The following is an 18414-nucleotide window of genomic DNA, read 5'->3' on the forward strand; positions in this document are numbered from 1 at the left end:
ATCAAGATCAAGATCAAGATCCACAGCAACAGCGGTGACGACGATGACAACTATGTTGGAAGTAGTTTGTAAGCGTGTCCATATCGAATAACTAAGAATTGAATATCGCCCCTAGGTACCCTTATCCCCCATGTGGGAGCGGTTTCGTGCCGCGATGGGCCGCACAGCGGCCCCTGGCGTTATCGGATCGATCTCAGAAAAGACCAATTTGCAGCGACCCCCCTGAGAAGACGCTCCCACCCCCACGCCCACTCAGCCAGCAAACACCATGCTCGCTTGAACTTCCCTCTCCCATCCCACCTCGAAATATTCAGACATAACTACAGCGAGGCGGCCATGTCGCTCATCCACCCTCAAGCGCGATACAAGCCCTATAAAGATGCAGCAGGCGGTTGGGGGTCGGCGCGCTCTGTCATGACCATACTCTGGCGGGAACAGGCCATTACAACAGCACCCATGGCGCTGGTCAGGCAAAACAAACCCAAAGGCTTCGCCTGCGTCAGCTGTGCTTGGGCCAAGCCAGGCAACCCACACGCGCTGGAGTTCTGCGAGAACGGCGCCAAGGCCACCGCCTGGGAACTTACCCGCCACCGCACCGGCCCGGATTTTTTTGCCACCCATACCCTCTCAGCGCTGCGCACATGGACCGATTACGCCTTGGAGCAGCAAGGCCGGCTGACCCACCCCATGCGCTACGACCCGGCTAGCGACCGTTACCAAGTTACCACCTGGGCAGAGGCGTACCAGCAGATCGGCCAACAGTTGCAAGCCCTGAGCCCGGACGAAACGGTGTTCTATGCCTCGGGCAGGGCATCGCTGGAAGCCTCGTTCATGTACCAGCTGTTCGCCCGCGCCTACGGCACGAACAACCTCCCGGACAGCTCGAACATGTGTCATGAGAGCACGTCGGTCGGACTGCAGGAGAGTATTGGTGTACCCGTCGGCACCGTCACGCTGGAAGATTTTGAACACACCGACTGCATTTTCTTCTTCGGCCAGAACGTAGGCAGCAACAGCCCGCGAATGCTTCACCCGCTGCAGGAAGCGCGCAAGCGCAATGTGCCCATCATCACCTTCAATCCACTGCGCGAGCGAGGGCTTGAGCGCTTCGTCAACCCTCAATCCCCCAGTGAAATGCTGGGGCCTGAATCGACTGTGATCAGTACCCAGTATCATCAGGTCAAGGTAGGGGGCGACCTGGCAGCAGTGATGGGGATCATCAAGGCCCTGCTTGCGATGGAACAACAGGCAAGTGACGAGGGCAAGCCGGCTGTGCTCGACCATGCGTTCATCCAGGCACACACCGATGGGTTGAACGCGCTGCGAGAAGAAGTTCAGCGCCATGAGTGGGCGACCCTGGAGCGTCAGTCCGGCCTCGGGCGTGCTGCGATGGAAGCTGCAGCTACCGTCTATGCCCGTAGCAGCAAGGTCATGATCATCTACGGGATGGGCATGACCCAGCACCGACGCGGTGTCGACAACGTGCAGATGCTGGTCAACCTGCTGCTATTGCGCGGCAACATCGGCAAGCCCGGCGCAGGCATCTGTCCCGTGCGCGGGCACTCCAATGTGCAAGGCCAGCGCACGGTCGGTATCACGGAGGACCCGGCCAAGGTTCCGGGTGAAAAACTGCAAGCACTGTTTGGCGTGCAGGTTCCACCGAACAAGGGCATGGCCACGGTGGACTGCTGCCAAGCGCTCGTCGAGGGCAAGGTCAAGGCTTTCATCGGCCTGGGTGGCAACTTCCTGCGGGCGATTCCCGACACCCAGTGCATGGAGGCGGCCTGGCAGACGCTTACGCTGAACGTCCAGGTGGCGACCAAGCTTAATCGCACGCATCTGTTCCCGGGGCGACATGGCTGGTTGTTGCCCTGTCTTGGGCACATAGAAGCTGATCGTCAGGAGGGTGTAGAGCAGGTTTATACCACCGAGGACAGTACCGGCTGCATCCGCGCCTGGCAGGGCCGCAATGAGCCAGCCAGTGAACACCTGCGCTCCGAAGTGGCGATTATTGCCGGGTTGGCCGAAGCGACCCTGGATCAGCGAACGACTGTCGACTGGGATGCTTGGCGCCACGACTATGCATTGATCCGCGAAGCGATCAGCCAGGTCTACCCCGAGATATTTCACAACATGGAAACACGCATGTGGGAGCACGGCGGTTTCCATAGGCCCCTGCCGGCGGCTAAACGGGAGTGGCAGACCCCGTCTGGCAAAGCCCAGTTCGTGGCGCCCCAGCGGCTTGATGAGGACGACGACTTGCAGCCCGCTGTCTCGGCGCATGATGTGCTGCATTTGATGACGCTGCGCAGCAATGACCAGTTCAACACCACTGTCTATGGCTACGACGACCGTTTTCGTGGGGTAAAAGGCACCCGTAGCGTCGTGTTCCTCAATCGCAGCGATGTGGTTCGGTTGGGTTTGGCTGCAGGCGACTGGGTGCTGCTACGCACTGCTGTCGAGCCCCAGGTCGTGCGAGAAGTCGGTCCTTTGCAGATCATCGCCTATGACATTCCCGAAGGCTGTGCGGGCGCCTATTACCCTGAGTGCAATCCGCTAATCCCGCTGTGGCACCACGCTGAACGCAGCAAGGTGCCTGCCGCCAAGTGCGTGCCGGTGACGCTGCACAAGGTCGATCCCCGTGCAAGCGACCTCAGCAAGGCAGTGCCTGCGCACGATCAGATCAATTGAGCGTGAGGGGTGCTGGACCATGCAGAATCGTGAAGGCTGTGTGCTGGTAACCATCCCATTGTTCGTCTCGAGACGACAGGAGCGTAGTAATGAATAAGCTGCCCGATGCCCCCGCCTTGGTAGTGCCATTACCTTTTGAGCCTGGGTTTGAACAGATTCCCGAAGATGAAGCACAGACCAGCCAGGCGTTGCAGGATACGCTGCGCGAAATCATGGAGACCACCTTCAGGGACAATGGCCATGCCAACCGCAGCGTTCATGCAAAAGCACATGGATTGTTGCGCGGCACACTGAAAGTGGCGCCAGGGTTGCCGGCGCAGCTCGCTCAGGGGGCGTTCGCCACACCGGGTGAGTTCGATGCTTACCTGCGGTTTTCCACCAACCCGGGTGACATCCTCGATGACAAGGTTTCCACCCCACGGGGGCTGGCGCTCAAGATCGTTGGCGTACAAGGCCCGCGGTTGCCAGGCAGTGAGGGGCAAGTCACGCAGGACTTTGTCATGCAAAATGCCAAAGCCTTCACCGCGCCAGACCCCAAGGCGTTTCTCAAGACGTTGAAGTTGCTTGCCAAAACCACTGACAAAGCGCCGGGTACGAAAAAGGTAGTGTCGGCCGTGCTGCGCGGTGCAGAAAAAGTGGTCGAAGCGCTTGGCGGTGAGAGCGGCACGCTCAAAAGCCTTGGTGGGCACCCTCAAACCCACATTCTTGGCGAAAGCTTCAGCACCGTCGTACCTGTACTCTATGGCCCTTACTACGCAAAGCTTGCGGTAGTGCCCGTGTCGGCGGCCTTGACTGCGCTGACCGATCAGGTTGTTGACCTCAAAGACGATCCAGACGGGCTACGTCACGCCATGGAAGCGTTTTTTGCAAGCGAGGGCGGCGTCTGGGAGCTTCAGGTCCAGTTGGCCACCGACCTTGATCAAATGCCGATCGAAGATGCATCCAGTCAGTGGCCCGAGACGCTCAGCCCCTATGTGACCGTGGCCACGTTGGAGGTCAAGCCTCAAGCGGCATGGAGTGAAGAGAATGTGCGCCGTATCGACGACGGCATGGCGTTCAGCCCCTGGCACGGTCTGGCGGCGCACAGGCCCTTGGGTGGCGTGATGCGGGTGCGCAAGCCGGCCTATGAAATGTCGGCCAATTTTCGTGGGCAGCACAATGGGTGCCCAATCCATGAGCCCGGTCCTAAAGGGCCGAGCCTGTAAGTCGAGGAGAGTACGCCATGCAACCAGAAACCGCGGGCACTGAAGAGAAAGGCCCAAGCGATGTGCCTTATATCAACGATCCGTTAAAACCGACTTCCCCTGCGCTCAATGACGCGGATGCCACGGAGGCGGCGGAGGCTGAGATGGACATCGAGGACGACGGCGAATCGCTCTAGGTTCGCTGGCGCCGTCGCCCGAGCAGCGGCGGCGCCAGGTATGAAGTCTGAGGCTACCGGTCGTTTGAATAAACCTTCGACGTGGAAAAGCCATCACCGCCTGATTTTTAGTGTTGTGGTTTGACTTGGCGCCGGCTTCGCCGGCTCCATGGCACGCTTGTGAGCCATGGACGCCAACCGAGCGCCAAGCGGATTCTACTTGGCAGCCAGCGTTCCTGCGGCCTGCGCCTGTTCAAGCTGGCGCTTGCGGCCAATGACCAGCACCATGACCCCAGCCAGCGTGCACAACGCCGCCAGTGGCATCAGTGCCAGTGCGTAGCTGCCGGTGGCGTCATGGATGGCGCCGTACACGTTGACCATCAAGCCACCCCCGATCAGGTTGGCCATGGCGCCAACCGCAGCCAGCCCAGCTGCTGCAGTGGAGGAGGACAACCAGCCCGACACCAATGCCCAGAACGGGCCTTTCATGGAGTAGGCCCCCACCAGCACCATGGTCAGCATCACTACCGTGGCCGGCAGTGACGAGGTGAACAGGGTCATCAGCAGGCCGGCCGCAATCAGCAACATGGTCATTGCGGTGTGCCAGCGACGTTCACCGGTGCGGTCGGAACTGCGGCCCCAGATGACCATCAGGATCGAGGCAACGCCATAAGGAATCGCGTTCACCAGCCCGATCTCCATGGAGCTCAGGCCGAAGGTCTTGAGCAGTTGTGGCGCCCAGACGCTCATGGTGCTGCCAGCCGCCGAGGCGCCCGAGTAAATCAGCGCGAGCACCCAGATGTCCTTGTGGCGCAGCAGTTTCCACAGCGAGATATGACCGATGGTGGTTTTCTGTGCTCGTTCCTCGGCCAACCGCCCGGTGAGCCAGCCGCGTTGATCGTCATTCAGCCATTTGGCCTGCTCAGGCCGATCGGTCAGTACGAACAGACAGGCGATCCCCAGCAGCACCGCCGGGATGCCTTCGAGGATGAACAGCCAATGCCACCCACGCATGCCCAACCAGCCGTCCAGGCTCAACAGCAGCCCTGAAATCGGCGAGCCGATGAAGTTGGCGGCGGGAATGGCGACCATGAATAGCGCCACCATGCGCGCGCGATACGCCGACGGCAGCCAGTAGGTGAGGTACAGCAACACCCCTGGGAAGAACCCGGCCTCGGCAGCGCCCAGCAGAAAGCGCATTACATACAGTGAGTTGGCCCCTTGCACGAAGGCGGTACCGGCGGAGATCAGCCCCCAGGTGATCATGATGCGCGCGATCCAGATGCGCGCACCGTAACGCTGCATGGCGAGGTTGCTGGGGACTTCCACCAGGAAGTAGGCGAAGAAGAACAAGCTGCTGGCGAAACCGAAGACCTTGGCTGACAACTCCAGGTCCTGGTTCATCTGCAACGATGCCATGCCGATGTTGCCGCGATCGATGATCGCGATCAGGTAGCAGATGATCAGAAAGGGCAGTAGACGCCAGGCAACACGGCGCATGGTGGCGCGTTCGAGCTCGCTGGGCGGGGTTGAGGCTGCTTTCATGGTGCTCTCCAATTGTTTTTTTTCTGGAGTTACGCAGGGGTCTGTGCGGCCGGACAAGCCGGCGCAAGGGCAATCAGTTATCGATCAGGTGACGGTTCACCACACAGCGCGGGTCCAGCGCCTTGCCGTCCCAGGCATCGAGGATTTGCTGCAGGGCAACCAGGCCTACGCGGTCCCGGGCTTCGCTGGTGTTGGCCCCGATGTGAGGTGTGGCGACCAGGGTTGGCAGGCCCCACAGCGGGCTGTCGGCCGGAGGCGGTTCGGGGTGGAAAGTGTCCAGGCCGGCACCCCCGATGCGCCGCTCGCTCAACGCAAGCACCAAGGCATCGGTATCGACCAGCTCGCCACGTGCGGTGTTGATCAAGATGGCACCTGAACGCATGCGCTCAAGCTGCTGGGCGCCGATGAGGTTGCGATTGGTGTCTGTGAGGGGGCAATGCAGGCTGATGATATCGCTATCGGCCAGCAAGCGATCGAAATCCTCTTCGCGCTCGAGGTGATCACGCACGGGTAACTGCTGCAAGTAAGGGTCGTAAACCTTGACCTTCATGCGCAGCGGTGCCACCAGGTCCATCAGGATCGCGCCGATCGAGCCAAGGCCGACCAGGCCCAGTGTCTTGCCCGCCAACTCCATGCCGTTGGCAGTGGCCTTGTCCCAGTGGCCTTCGCGCATGCGCGCATCGAGCAAGGCGGTTTGGCGCGCAACGCTGAACATCAACGCAAAGGCGTGCTCGGCCACTGACTGGGCGTTGGCCCCAACGGCGACGGAGACAGGAATACCCCGGTCGGCGGCGGCCTGGATGTCGATGGTGTTGTAGCCGACCCCATGCTTGGCGACCACCTTCAACGCGTTGGATGCATCGATCATGGCGCGGGTCAGGCTGCCTTGTCGCACGATGATGGCATCGGGTTGCTCTGCGCGGATGATCGCTTCGAGCTCATGCTCGGGCAGATAGGGCGTGGTGGGGATGACGCGGATGGCGTGTTGATCGGCCAGGCGCATCGCGTCGTCGGCCAGCGCCGGACCTGTCAGCAGAAGGGTACGGGACATCGTCGATACCTTGTTTTTGTTGAAGACGGTAGGACTGCACTGAGTGCTTTCACCAATAACCTAGCATAATGAAATGGCGTTGCAACAATAGATTTTAAGTCAGCCACATTGCCGAATAACTGAGATTTCAAACCCTTGAAATCTGTTTAATGAAATGCCATTCTGAAATGGCGTTCTGCTTCGACGTTGAGCGCGCCCAATAAATCCAAGAAGAGGTAGGTCACATGAGCATTGGTTTCCAGGTGCTTGAGCGCACGCGAAAAATCGGTGATGAGTGGGTATCGCGCTACCGCGAGGTGCCGGTCGCCAACGTCAGCGACTCGATGAATCGCATGACGGCGGGTGGTGCGCGTTTGCGCCCCATGCACCGGGAAGGTGTGCTGTGCGGCGCGGCTCTGACGGTCAAGGCCCGTCCTGGTGACAACCTGATGCTGCACTACGCCATCGACAGCGCCGAGCCAGGTGATGTGATCGTGGTCGATGCCGGCGGCGACCTGACCAATGCTCTGATCGGCGAGATGATGGTGGCGTACGCCGTGAAGCGCGGTGTAGCGGGCATCGTCATCCATGGTGCAATCCGCGATGCTGGCAGCATCAAGGCCGGTGACTTCCCCCTGTTCGCTGCCGGTGTTTCCCATCGCGGCCCTTACAAGGACGGGCCGGGCGAGATCAACGTGCCCATCGCCATCGATGGCATGGTGATCGAACCCGGGGACCTGATCATCGGTGACGATGACGGCTTGCTGTGCGTACCCTATGCCCATGTCGCAGAGGTCTACCAACGCGCCACGGCCAAGCACGCTGCCGAAACGGCGCAAATGCAACATATCGCTCAAGGTACCAATGACCGCACCTGGGTCCTGGAGTCCTTGAAAAAGAAAGGCTGCCTGCTGCCTGACTGAGGATCGACCCGCACGTGGTCCGAGCAAGATCCTTCAATGGCGGCTGCTTCTCACCTGAGGACTCGCTCACTTGTCTGACCTGACGCCGCCCCCTCGTACCCGTTGGCCTTCTGCTGTACGCGCATTGGGCCACCATCATTTCCAGGTTTATTTTGCCGGCCAAGGCGTTTCGACCTTGGGCAAGTGGGTTCAGCAAGTCGCGCTGTCCTGGTTGGCCTATCACCTGACCGGGTCAGCTGTATTGCTGGGCCTGATCACCTTTCTTTCTCTCGCCCCGCAGTTGATCGTCGGTCCGTTCGCAGGCGCCTGGATCGATCGCCACGACAAGCGTCGACTGCTGATCGTGGTCCAGTCGATGCTGGTGGCGCAATCGGCCGCGCTTGCGCTAGTGACCTGGGCTGGTTGGGTAGATGGCCCCTTCATTGCCGCAATGGCACTGCTGCTGGGCTTGCTCAATGCCGTCGAAACACCCCTGCGTCAGGCCCTGATCGGCTCTTTCGTGGAAGATCCAGCTGACCTGCCCAACGCGCTGGTCCTCAACGCGATGCTTATCAACGCCGCCCGCTTCGTGGGCCCGCCACTGGCCGGCGGGCTGATAGCCGTGGCGGGGGAGGCGGCTTGCTTCGCCTTGACCGCCGTCGCCTTCACCGCGCTGCTGGCAGGGTTGCTGAAGGTGCAAGCCACAGCCAGCCCTCGGGCGACAGGTTCCACTGCCCAGGTATTTCGTGAGGGCCTCGCTTATCTATGGCGGGAACAGGGCGTCAGGCAACTGCTGTTCAATGTCATCATGGTCAACCTCCTGGCGTCCTGCTATGCAGCGCTTCTGCCGATCCTGGCCAAGCGCGTGTACGCCGGTGACGCACGGGTGCTGGGCTGGCTCTGGGGCGCGGCAGGCGCTGGCGCGTTCGTGGCCACGTTAGTGCTGGCGGTGGGCGGAGCCTTGCCTCGCCTTCGGCAGTTCATCGAAGTGGGCGCAGGACTTTGCGCCCTGGCACTGCTGGGTGTGTGCTGGGCAGGGCAGTGGCAGCTGGCATTGCTGGCGCTTCTGGTGCTGGGGTTCGGCATCACGCTGAGCAACGTGAGCACCAACATGCAGTTGCAGAGCCAAGCGCCGGGCCATCTGCGCGGACGTGTCATTGCGTTCTACATCGCCATGCGCTTCGGTTTCGAGGCGTTGGGTGGCATGGCCGCCGGGCTGCTGGCTGCTCGTGTGGGCGCCCCGGCCACCTTGGGTGCAGCCGGGGCAGTGTTGCTGTTGGGTGTCGCGGGGACTTGTGCATGGCGCAACCGTCGGGCTGCATGAGCGCGCCGGTCCGGCCTGCTGGTGGCAGGCCAGCCCGGATGGGAAGACAGTCATAACCCGAGCATGTTGTAGTGCACGTAGTACATGATCCACAGCGACAACCCCACCAACAGCGTGATGATCACCACCGTGAACACCAGCGCGATCAAGTTCCAACGCTGCTCTCGCGCTGTGGTCAGGTGCAGGAAAAACACCATGTGCACCACGATCTGGACCAGGGCGCACACCAGCACGGTCATGAAGGTCAGGTGACGCGGCAGGCTGGGGTACATGGCCAGCCCGAAGGGCAGCAGGGTGAGCAGGGCTGCCAGCACGAACCCTGTGTTATACGAACGGTGGCTGCTCTGGCTAGCGCCGGCACTGCTAGGTACATGGCTTTGACGACTCATCAGATCACCCCGAACAGATAAACGACGGTAAACACACAGACCCACACGATGTCCAGGAAATGCCAGAACAGGCTCAGGCAGCTCAAGCGCGTAGCATTGACACAGGTCAGGCCGCGCTGGTGAACCTGCATCATCAACAGGGCCATCCAGATCAGCCCCACCAGCACGTGCAGGCCGTGAGTGCCCACCAACGTGAAGAACGCCGTCAGAAACGCACTGCGTTGGGGGCCTGCGCCCTCGCTGATCAGATGATGGAATTCATTGATCTCCATGGCGATGAAGCCCAGGCCGAGCAGGAACGTGACGCCCAGCCAGCGCAGCACCCAGCGCTTGTCCTGGCGGTGGTTGGCGAGCATCGCATAGCCGTAGGTGATGCTGCTCAAGAGCAACAGGAACGTCTCCACCAGCACATAAGGCAGTTCGAAGATGTCCGCCGCGCTGGGCCCACCTGCCACAGACTGTCCCAGCACCGCATAGGTAGCAAACAGGGTGGCGAACAGAATGCAGTCGGTCATCAGGTAGACCCAGAAGCCGAACAGGCTCAGGGAGCCTGCGTCTTCGTGGCCATGCTCTTGCTCGCGGGCCGTTTCGTTGTGCACGACATGGGACATGATTCAGGCCTCCGCCAACCGTTGGCGACGCTCGGTTTCCATCCGTTCGACCGCTTCGGCCGGGATGCAGTAGTCGGTATTGGGGTCGTAACTGCGCACGATCAGGGTGGCGATGACTGCCAGTGAACTGGCGATGACCAACCACCAGATGTGCCAGATCAACGCAAAGCCCAGCACCGTGGACAGAACGCCTAGCACCAGGCCCAGGCTGGTGTTGTGAGGCATGTGGATCTTGCGGAAATCCATCTCGGCCAGGGTTTTCACGCCTTTCTCCTTCATGCCCCAGTACGCGTCGATGCCGCCCACGACAGGTTGCTCGGCGAAGTTGTAGAACGGGGGCGGCGAAGCGGTCGCCCATTCCAGCGTGCGCCCGTCCCAGGGGTCGCCCGTCGTGTCGCGGTTCTCATGACGTTTGCGGATACTCACCACCAGTTGCATGACCTGACAGGCCACGCCACACAGGATGATCAATACACCGACCATTTCCAGCAGCAGGAAGGGCCGCCACTCGGGTACGTCGAAGTGATTCAGGCGCCGGGTCATGCCCATGAACCCCAGGAAATAGGACGGCATGAAGGCAAAGTAAAATCCAGCCAACCAGCACCAGAAGGCAGCACGCCCCAGTGGGTCATGGAGTTTGAAGCCGAAGGCCTTGGGGAACCAGTACGTCAGGCCGCAGAGGTAGCCGAAGACCGCGCCGCCGATGATCACGTTGTGGAAATGGGCAATCAGGAACAGGCTGTTATGCAACAGGAAGTCCGCACCGGGCACCGCCAGCAGGACCCCGGTCATGCCCCCGATGCTGAAGGTGACGATGAAGCCAACCGTCCACAGCATCGGCGTCTCGAAACGCACCCGACCCCGGTACATGGTGAACAGCCAGGTGAAGATCTTCACCCCGGTGGGGACGGCGATGATCATGGTCATGATGCCGAAGAACGCGTTCACGTTGGGTCCTGCGCCCATGGTGAAGAAATGGTGCACCCAGACGATGAAGGACAGCACCGTAATGACGATGGTCGCCCACACCAGGGAGTAGTAGCCGAACAGCTTCTTGCGCGAGAACGTCGAGGCCACCTCCGAGAAGATACCGAACGCTGGGAGTATGAGGATGTACACCTCGGGGTGGCCCCAAGCCCAGATGAGGTTCACGTACATCATGGGGTTGCCGCCCAGTTCATTGGTGAAGAAGTGCATGCCCAAATAGCGGTCCAGCGTGAGCATGAACAAGGTGGCGGTGAGGATGGGAAAGGCAGCCAGGATCAGGATCGAGGTGCACAACACTGTCCAGGTGAACACCGGCATGCGAAACAGCGTCATGCCGGTGGTACGCATCTTCAGAATGGTGACGAAGAAGTTCAGCCCGGTGAGCAGGGTGCCTACCCCGGAAATCTGCAACGCCCAGATGTAGTAGTCCACTCCCACCCCGGGGCTGTATCCGATACCGGACAACGGGGGGTAGGCCACCCAGCCGGTGCGTGCGAACTCGCCAATGCCCAGGGAAAGGTTCACCAGCACGGCGCCGGAAACAAACAGCCAGAAGCTGACGGCATTCAAAAATGGATAGGCCACGTCGCGGGCGCCGATCTGCAAAGGTACCACCACGTTCATCAGCCCGACCACGAACGGCATGGCCATGAAGAAGATCATGATCACCCCATGGGCGGTGAAGATCTGGTCGTAGTGCTCAGGCGGCAGGTAGCCAGGCGAGCCGTCCGAGGCCATGGCCTGCTGGGTGCGCATCATCAACGCGTCGGCGAACCCGCGCAGCAGCATCACCAGGGCGACGACGATGTACATCACGCCGATGCGCTTGTGGTCCACGCTAGTGAACCACTCCTGCCACAGGTATTTCCATTTGCCCATGTAGGTGATGGCCCCTACGACCGCCAGGCCCAGCAGCCCGACGACGGCCAGCGTGTACATGATGATCGGCTCGTGGAGGGGGATGGCGTCCCAGGTCAGTTTTCCGAACATGCGCTTACTCCTTGCTGCCTTGGGGGCTCTGGCCCTGGGAATCGCTGAGGCGGCGTTCGACCTCCCGGGAGCGGTTGACGCCCTGGTACTTGTCGATCAACGACTGGAACAGGTGCGGGTCGACCTTGCCGTAATGTTCTACCGGGTGGGCAATACTGGGCTTGGCCAGCTGCGTGTAGGCAGCCCCATCGAGCTGGCGCCCGGCGGCGCGGGTGCGTTCGACCCAGTCATCGAAGCCCGGCGGGTCGAGGGCCAGCGCCTTGAAGTGCATGTCGGAGAACCCCGGGCCGTTGTAGTTGGCGGCGATCCCGGTGTAGTCGCCTGCGTGGTTGGCGATCAGGTGCAGCCGTGTCTGCATCCCGGCCATGGCGTAGATCTGGCCGCCCAGGGCCGGAATGAAGAACGAAGTGATGGCGCCGTCGGAAGTCACCCTAAAGTCAACGGGCGTGTCTACAGGCATCGCCATTTCGTTGACCGAAGCAATGCCGAGTTCGGGATAGACGAACAGCCACTTCCAGTCCATGGCGATGACCTGGACCTTGAGCGCAGGGGTGTCGGATGCCAGCGGCCGGTACGGGTCCAGCGCATGGGTCGAACGCCAGGTGACAACCCCTAGCACGATGATGATGGCCAGCGGCACGCCCCATACCACCGCTTCGATCAGCCGCGAGTGGCTCCAGTCGGGGGTATAGCGGGCCTTTTCGTTCGAGGCCCGATAGCGCACCGAAAACACCAGCGCCATGATCATCACCGGTACCACTACGATCAGCATGAGCAAGGTGGCGAGGATGATCAGGTTGCGCTGCTCGAGCCCCACCTGCCCCTTGGGGTTGAATAACACCATATCGCAGCCCGAGAGCTGGAGTGCTACGGTGCCCAGCGCCATCATCCAGAGCAGTCGCCTTGCCGTTTTCGGTTCCCTGGCCATGTGAGCATCCCGTATGTGTTGTCAGATGTTTCGGCTATCACATCTGAGAGGAACCCAATGCTCCCAAGGTTGTTTGCAATGCGCGATTGGTCGACGAATGGCAGCCCAGGTCAGGGAACTTATGCCCATGGGTGGCTGGCAGTTGGCGCGCCACCTGGGCAGGGCACTGAACCTTGCGCGCAGGGGGGCAGTCACAGCGCCATTGACCAGACGATTGGAGCGCCATAATGGCCAGCGACGCAACCGCCTCACTCAAACGCGTGATCACCCTGCCGTTGTTGGTGTTCTTCATCCTCGGGGACGTATTGGGCGCCGGGGTATACGCACTGGCAGGCGCCATCGCCGACCGGGCCGGTGGCGCCATCTGGGCGCCTCTGGCCCTGGCACTGTTCTTCGCCCTGTTGACTGCGGCGTCCTACGCCGAGCTTGTCAGCAAATACCCCCGGGCTGGCGGTGCGGCGGTGTTCGCACGGCGGGCGTTCGGCTCGCCGTTGCTGGCTTTTTTGGTGGGGTTCGCCATGTTGGCGGCAGGCATCACCAGTGCCGCAGGGTTGGCGCTGGCGTTTGCTGGGGAATATCTGCGCGTGTTTATCGACTGGCCTTCGGCGGTGCTGGCGCCCCTGTTTCTAGTATTGATGGCAATGCTCAACGCCCGGGGTATCAAGGAGTCGCTCAGTGCCAACCTGGTCATGACCCTGATCGAACTCAGCGGCTTGGTGCTGGTGATCGTCGCTGTGGCGGTATTGAGCGGCCAAGGGCAGGCCGAGCCTACCCGTTTGCTGGATTTCGGCGAACAGGGCCCGGCTAGTGCGGTACTGGGCGGCGCTTTGCTGGCATTTTATTCGTACGTGGGGTTCGAGACGTCCGCCAACCTGGCCGAGGAAATCAAGGACGTACGCCGGACGTACCCACGCGCGCTGTTCGGGGCCTTGCTGGTGGCCGGCCTGGTTTACCTGGCAGTCGGCGCCGGCGCCGCGTTGGTCATGCCAGTGCAGGCACTGATCGACGCCAAGACGCCCTTGATGGACATTGTGCACAACGCTGACCTGGGGCTGCCCCACGGTGTATTCGCCATCATCGCTTTGGTGGCGGTGGCCAACGGCGCCATGTTGACCATGATCATGGCCAGCCGCCTTGCCTGGGGCATGGCCCGCGATGGCATGCTGCCGCGCGTTCTGGGCCAAGTGCTACCCAACCGCGGCACACCCGGTTATGCGATAGCCGCGACCACGCTGCTGGCCATCCTGCTGACCTTTACTGGCTCGCTGGAAGTGCTGGCCGAAACCGTCGTGCTGTTGCTGTTGTTCGTATTTTTGAGCACGAACGTAGCGGTGTTGGTGCTCAAGAAGGAAAAGGTCGATGCCGAGCATTTCTCGGTTCATCCGGTGGTCCCTGTGTTGGGTATCCTGTCGTGCCTGCTGGTGCTGAGTCAGCAACCTTTCGAGAATTGGCTGAGGGCAGGGGCATTGCTGGGCTTGGGGGCGGTGTTGCACTGGCTGGCGGGCAAGGGCATTGGTCGGACCATTAGCGAGGGTGATGCGGGATAGTGACGGGGGCAAGCGATCATGTGCGAGCTTTGAATGTCCCATACTTCGCTAGCCAACCGCGCCCCTGCGCAGACTTGCGCTGCTACTCATCAGGAACCGTTCAATGGCCAAAGAGATTGAAAACCCTTGCGTGTCGAGCTGCAAGCTCAAGCATGAAGTGTGCACCGGCTGCGGGCGCAGCAAGGAGGAGATACGCGGCTGGCGAAACATGAAGCGTTCCGAGAAGAAGGCGACGGTCGAGAAAGCGGCTGCGCGCTTGAAGAAGATCAAAAAGAAGGGCAAGGGGTGAGTGGTGTGCAGGGTTTGTTGACAGCCCGGAACGGTTGGTAGGCGCAATTTATCGGCGTGCGGCCTAAGCATGGGCATCAATCACCTTTTCCTTGCCGCATGGCTCCAGGATTCCCAGCTGGCGTTTTACTAGCTGGCGTTCTAACTGACACGAGCGGCCAGCATCCCCTCGACCTGGGGAGCGACATCGAGGTCGAACATGGAAATGAAGCTGTCCATCAACGGTGATTCGTTGTGGGTGCTCCAGCTCATGTACAGGCCGATGGCCGGGTTGGGGGAGGCGGTCACGGGGTGGATACGGCGGAACACGACCCTGTCGCGCATGATCGAGTTGGCAATCGACTCAGGCACCAAAGCAACGCCGAAACCGCAGGCCACCAAGCCTATCAAGGTATGGATCTGCGCGCCCTCCTGCACCACCTTGGGGTAAAAACCGGCGGCTTCACACAAGGCGGTCAGCTGGCTGTGATAGCCGGTGCCCAGCGCTTCGGGGGTGAAGACGAAGTCTTCCCCGGCGAAGTCCCTCAAGTCGATCTGACCTTCCTTTGCCTTCGGGTGATGGGCGGGCAGGGCCATCACGATCTCTTCGTCCAGTAACAGGCGTGACTCGACGTTTTCCGCCGAGATCGGCAATGCCGTTACTGTGAGTTTGCCAGCAATGCCCTCGGACACCTGGCGTGCGTGTTCGATGCCCAGCTCAAGCGCCTTCAACGTGCTGTAGGCCGCACTCAGGAATGCACTGCCGGCGGGGGTCAGTTTGACCCCGCGCTTATTGCGCGTGAACAGACTGAACCCCGTTTGTCTTGCAGCCGATGGATGGCTTGGCTCAACGGGGGCTGGGCCCTGTGCAGGCGAATAGCGGCCTTGTGAAAGTGCAGCTCTTCAGCCACGGCGATGAATTGGCGCAGCAGGCGGGTTTCGATCATTTCTTCTGTTCCTTCATCTGAATTGATCTGAGGACGGGGGTGCGGCAAGGTTACCGGTTAACAGGCCCCCGACTAAATACTAAACAAAAAGTAGAGCTAAGTTAATCATTGGATCCAATACCCGCAAGCGGTCTCGAACAGGTCCGAGTTCGGTGGCGTGGCTTACGAAAGGGCCTCAGAAGAGTAATCATCAAGAAATTATTCGGATTTATCAGCAACTTGATAGGCACCAGGTATCAACCTGCGCTGCCGTTAGTATTAAACAACGTGAACATTCATTGTTAAGGTAGGGCGGTACTCAAGCGGAAACAGACCATGAACTTTACAGGAAAGACCGCCCTTGTAACGGGTGCTGGCCGAGGACTCGGTTTCAGTTATGCGCACGCTTTGGCGACACTGGGCGCCAATGTGGTAATTAGTGATATCGGCGCAGATAAGCTGGGCGCCGGGGGCGATGGCTCCATTGCCATGGAGGCTGCGAAAGCGCTCCGGGGCAAAGGTTTCAACGTGTTGGGGCATCATGGGGACTTGTCCGGTGAGCAGGGTTGCGAGCAACTGGTGGCAATGGCCATCGAGGCATTTGGTCAACTCGATATCGTGATTCATAACGCCGGTTGGGTCGGTTATCAAGCGATTGAAGACGCTGATGCGACATTCATTGGCCGCGCCGTGGATATCAATATCTATACTCCCGTGTGGTTATGCAAACATGCATGGAAACACCTCAAACAGTCTGCTGCCGCACGGGTCGTGCTGACCTCATCCGACCGCGCGATGTACCAGCAATATGCCCAACCGGGCCTGGTGGCGTATGCCGCCGGCAAGATGGCACAACTGGGCATCATGAATGCGCTAAGCATGGAAGGCACCGAAGCCGGCATTCTCGTCAATGCTGTATCTCCAGTGGCCAAGACCCGTATGTGGGGCGTGACGGGTGAACCGGAGAATCTCAAGCCTGAATGGGTGACGCCCGGCGTGGTGTTCCTGGCGGCGCCGAAGTGCCAGGACACAGGTTATGTCCTGCGTGCCAGCAATGGCCAATTTACGGCCATGCGGTTTGTGGAAAACCCAAATGTCGATTACCCGGTCGATCTGGCCCGCGTGAAGGCCACTAGCGCCGAACAAGTTGCCCAGCGGTGGGACCACATTAAGGAGCGATGAATAGGCCTCCTCAGGAAAACCTCAAACGCTTCTTACCGTGCCAGGCCGATCTGGAGGAAAGCCCGGTCTGGGATGAAGCTCATCAGTGCCTGCGCTTCGTCGACATCAGTGGCGGCCAGATCAATGCGCTGGACCTGCATGGGCAACTGACGCGACTGTATGAATCGCCTGCGCGCATTGGCGCCCTGGCTTTGACTGAAAAGGGCAACCTGATTGTCTCCCAGCATGCTGGCGTTGCCATCCTAGGCTTTGTGTGAAAAGTCTTGAGACAAAGGTCAGGCAAAGCGAAAACAGCCGAAGGACGGCCGAAGTCGCGCTCGACTTTACGGGTTGCAAATGAGCCTTCCGACCGTGCGGCCGCTCCAGACTGTTTTCAACGTAGCCTCACCGAGTATCAAGGCGCTTGATACAAAGCCTAGTGTCCACAATCAGAGCCACCGCCGGTGTCGGGTTGAGCAGATGGGCCGCCTATGTGCGTCGCCATTCAGGTTAGGCGTAATCAAATACTACCTGAACGTACCCATTATTGGATTTCTGCTCAAAGATGTCGAAGTACTCGATACGTGCGAAGTACCTGTACGTTCCTTTGTAATCGTTCTCCCTGAGCAGCAGGTCATTGGTGATAGCCTTGCGGCCACTGGGTCCGTTGATTTCATGGAGATAGACGTCCTGTCCGTATACTTCATCACGTGAAATGGAGAGCAAGGTCCTGATGGGAGGAGGCGAACTGTCTTTGATGGTCCACGCCCATTCAATTGTTTGCGCACGCACATGGTAGGTCACGGTGAATGACTCAATGATCGGCGGCGTGATGGTGGTGGGCCGGTTTTGCTGCGCTGGCCTCAATGTGATTTCTTGATCTCGTTCGGGCGTTTGCCCAACTTGGACTTTGACGTCTTGTCCGGAGTGACCATTGACCAAGGAGGCTCGCCATGGTGCTTTGCCGGCCCCGACGGTGTATTTGTGGGGTGACTGCCACTCGCCACCCTCGACCATGATGAAGTAGTTGCCAAAATGCCCGTAGTAGTGCTGTGCATTGCCTCCATAGCGCTCTACGAAGCCAGCGGGATTACCCTCAAGCATCAGCGCGCGCCCTGCAATCCGTGCAGACATCCAATGCGTCCATGTCTTGGCCGTGAACGAATACATGAACATCGACGTGTAGGTGTACTTGTCATCACCTTTGCGTGTCCAGCGGCGTATGACCATGGCATAGCGCTCACCGGGTTTCCATGCATTCTGATTACTGGTGTGCAAACCAGTTCCTTCATTGCCGAAGTGATCCCAGTATATACCAGGTCTACCGCTGATAAGTGTTGCCTCGGGTAAGGTGTCCTCGGGCAAATCATCGGAATCCCAGATGGAGCAGATGTTGTTTCCGTAAACATCGTTACCCGGCACTAGGCTCATCTGTATTCCAGCATAACTGGGGTTCTTTCCATAGTTTGGATTCATCAGGCTCCAGTAGATATAGCGCTGGGCCCCGGCCTGCGGCACATGTATCTCGGCATAGAACAGTTCAACCCCTTTGCGCGGGTTGAAGTGGGCGGTGATGTAAGGTCCCCACGCTGGTACGTCGTTGGCAGGCTCAGGCAGGTCAGCGTGTTCATCTCGCAATATTGCGGTCATGGACTGTGCTTGACGGGTATCCATTGAGTGTTCCTCGTTATGTAAACGTCGCGATAGTGCGATGAAAGTCATGCTATTCGGATCCCTTGTGCCCACAACTGGCAGT

16 protein-coding genes and 1 pseudogene are annotated in these 18414 nt (G+C 59.9%); 9 read left to right on the forward strand and 8 right to left on the reverse strand.

Going from position 1 to position 18414, the window contains the following annotated elements:
- Positions 1 to 336: 336 nt before the first annotated feature.
- From B2S33_RS11390 to B2S33_RS11400, 3 genes are all read left to right on the forward strand, one after another.
- Positions 337 to 2691 carry an FdhF/YdeP family oxidoreductase gene (locus B2S33_RS11390; RefSeq protein ID WP_145281147.1) on the forward strand — a complete coding sequence of 785 codons (2355 nt, stop codon included), beginning with the start codon at positions 337 to 339 and terminating at the stop codon, positions 2689 to 2691.
- A gap of 89 nt (positions 2692 to 2780) precedes the next feature.
- Positions 2781 to 3896, forward strand: coding sequence for a catalase family protein (locus B2S33_RS11395; protein ID WP_110607471.1), 1116 nt, complete (start codon positions 2781 to 2783; stop codon positions 3894 to 3896).
- Between the two features lie 17 nt (positions 3897 to 3913).
- Positions 3914 to 4072 (forward strand): hypothetical protein, encoded by a 159-nt coding sequence (locus B2S33_RS11400; RefSeq protein WP_165919269.1) that lies wholly within the window; start codon positions 3914 to 3916, stop codon positions 4070 to 4072.
- 195 nt (positions 4073 to 4267) lie between these two features.
- Here the strand turns inward: B2S33_RS11400 and B2S33_RS11405 are convergent, their stop codons facing one another.
- Both B2S33_RS11405 and B2S33_RS11410 read right to left on the reverse strand, forming a co-directional pair.
- Entirely contained in the window at positions 4268 to 5596 is a 1329-nt protein-coding gene (locus B2S33_RS11405) for an MFS transporter (RefSeq protein WP_023533529.1), read from the reverse strand.
- A gap of 73 nt (positions 5597 to 5669) precedes the next feature.
- Positions 5670 to 6647 (reverse strand): hydroxyacid dehydrogenase, encoded by a 978-nt coding sequence (locus B2S33_RS11410; protein WP_110607472.1) that lies wholly within the window; start codon positions 6645 to 6647, stop codon positions 5670 to 5672.
- 224 nt (positions 6648 to 6871) lie between these two features.
- On the opposite strand from B2S33_RS11410, the gene B2S33_RS11415 reads away from it, so the two are divergent.
- Together B2S33_RS11415 and B2S33_RS11420 are read left to right on the forward strand one after the other, a co-directional pair.
- On the forward strand, positions 6872 to 7549 hold the full coding sequence (locus B2S33_RS11415) for an RraA family protein (RefSeq protein ID WP_059184090.1): 678 nt from the start codon (positions 6872 to 6874) through the stop codon (positions 7547 to 7549).
- Positions 7550 to 7619: 70 nt separating this feature from the next.
- Entirely contained in the window at positions 7620 to 8852 is a 1233-nt protein-coding gene (locus B2S33_RS11420; protein WP_049696106.1) for an MFS transporter, read from the forward strand.
- Between the two features lie 50 nt (positions 8853 to 8902).
- Here the strand turns inward: B2S33_RS11420 and cyoD are convergent, their stop codons facing one another.
- Genes cyoD through cyoA form a run of 4 tightly spaced genes read right to left on the reverse strand, consistent with a single transcriptional unit; the run spans position 8903 to position 12757 of the window.
- Positions 8903 to 9241 (reverse strand): cytochrome o ubiquinol oxidase subunit IV, encoded by a 339-nt coding sequence (gene cyoD, locus B2S33_RS11425; protein WP_027915510.1) that lies wholly within the window; start codon positions 9239 to 9241, stop codon positions 8903 to 8905.
- Positions 9241 to 9852 carry a cytochrome o ubiquinol oxidase subunit III gene (gene cyoC, locus B2S33_RS11430; protein ID WP_027915511.1) on the reverse strand — a complete coding sequence of 204 codons (612 nt, stop codon included), beginning with the start codon at positions 9850 to 9852 and terminating at the stop codon, positions 9241 to 9243. Before cyoC ends, cyoD begins: the two co-directional genes overlap by 1 nt.
- A 3-nt stretch (positions 9853 to 9855) precedes the next feature.
- On the reverse strand, positions 9856 to 11829 hold the full coding sequence (cyoB, locus tag B2S33_RS11435) for a cytochrome o ubiquinol oxidase subunit I (RefSeq protein WP_104926106.1): 1974 nt from the start codon (positions 11827 to 11829) through the stop codon (positions 9856 to 9858).
- 4 nt (positions 11830 to 11833) lie between these two features.
- Positions 11834 to 12757, reverse strand: coding sequence for a ubiquinol oxidase subunit II (gene cyoA, locus B2S33_RS11440; RefSeq protein ID WP_400553346.1), 924 nt, complete (start codon positions 12755 to 12757; stop codon positions 11834 to 11836).
- Between the two features lie 227 nt (positions 12758 to 12984).
- Here cyoA and B2S33_RS11445 point away from each other — a divergent pair, with 227 nt between their 5' ends.
- Both B2S33_RS11445 and B2S33_RS11450 read left to right on the forward strand, forming a co-directional pair.
- Positions 12985 to 14304 carry an APC family permease gene (locus tag B2S33_RS11445; RefSeq protein ID WP_145281143.1) on the forward strand — a complete coding sequence of 440 codons (1320 nt, stop codon included), beginning with the start codon at positions 12985 to 12987 and terminating at the stop codon, positions 14302 to 14304.
- Between the two features lie 103 nt (positions 14305 to 14407).
- Positions 14408 to 14593, forward strand: coding sequence for a DUF1289 domain-containing protein (locus tag B2S33_RS11450; protein ID WP_023533540.1), 186 nt, complete (start codon positions 14408 to 14410; stop codon positions 14591 to 14593).
- Positions 14594 to 14733: 140 nt separating this feature from the next.
- Here B2S33_RS11450 and B2S33_RS11455 read toward each other — a convergent pair.
- Positions 14734 to 15518: pseudogene (locus B2S33_RS11455) on the reverse strand (LysR family transcriptional regulator).
- Positions 15519 to 15833: 315 nt separating this feature from the next.
- Between B2S33_RS11455 and B2S33_RS11460 the strand changes: the two are divergent.
- Together B2S33_RS11460 and B2S33_RS11465 are read left to right on the forward strand one after the other, a co-directional pair.
- Positions 15834 to 16679 carry an SDR family NAD(P)-dependent oxidoreductase gene (locus B2S33_RS11460; protein ID WP_288650308.1) on the forward strand — a complete coding sequence of 282 codons (846 nt, stop codon included), beginning with the start codon at positions 15834 to 15836 and terminating at the stop codon, positions 16677 to 16679.
- A complete protein-coding gene (locus B2S33_RS11465) occupies positions 16676 to 16936 on the forward strand; it encodes an SMP-30/gluconolactonase/LRE family protein (protein ID WP_027915516.1) in 261 nt (86 codons plus the stop codon). Before B2S33_RS11460 ends, B2S33_RS11465 begins: the two co-directional genes overlap by 4 nt.
- 232 nt (positions 16937 to 17168) lie before the next feature.
- Here the strand turns inward: B2S33_RS11465 and B2S33_RS11470 are convergent, their stop codons facing one another.
- The gene (locus B2S33_RS11470; protein WP_027915517.1) at positions 17169 to 18332 is read right to left on the reverse strand and encodes a DUF3472 domain-containing protein; all 1164 of its coding nucleotides are present in this window, start codon (positions 18330 to 18332) and stop codon (positions 17169 to 17171) included.
- Between the last annotated feature and the right edge of the window lie 82 nt (positions 18333 to 18414).

The sequence above is a fragment of the Pseudomonas sp. UBA5568 genome (assembly GCF_002425525.1).
Classification (GTDB): domain Bacteria; phylum Pseudomonadota; class Gammaproteobacteria; order Pseudomonadales; family Pseudomonadaceae; genus Aquipseudomonas; species Aquipseudomonas fulva.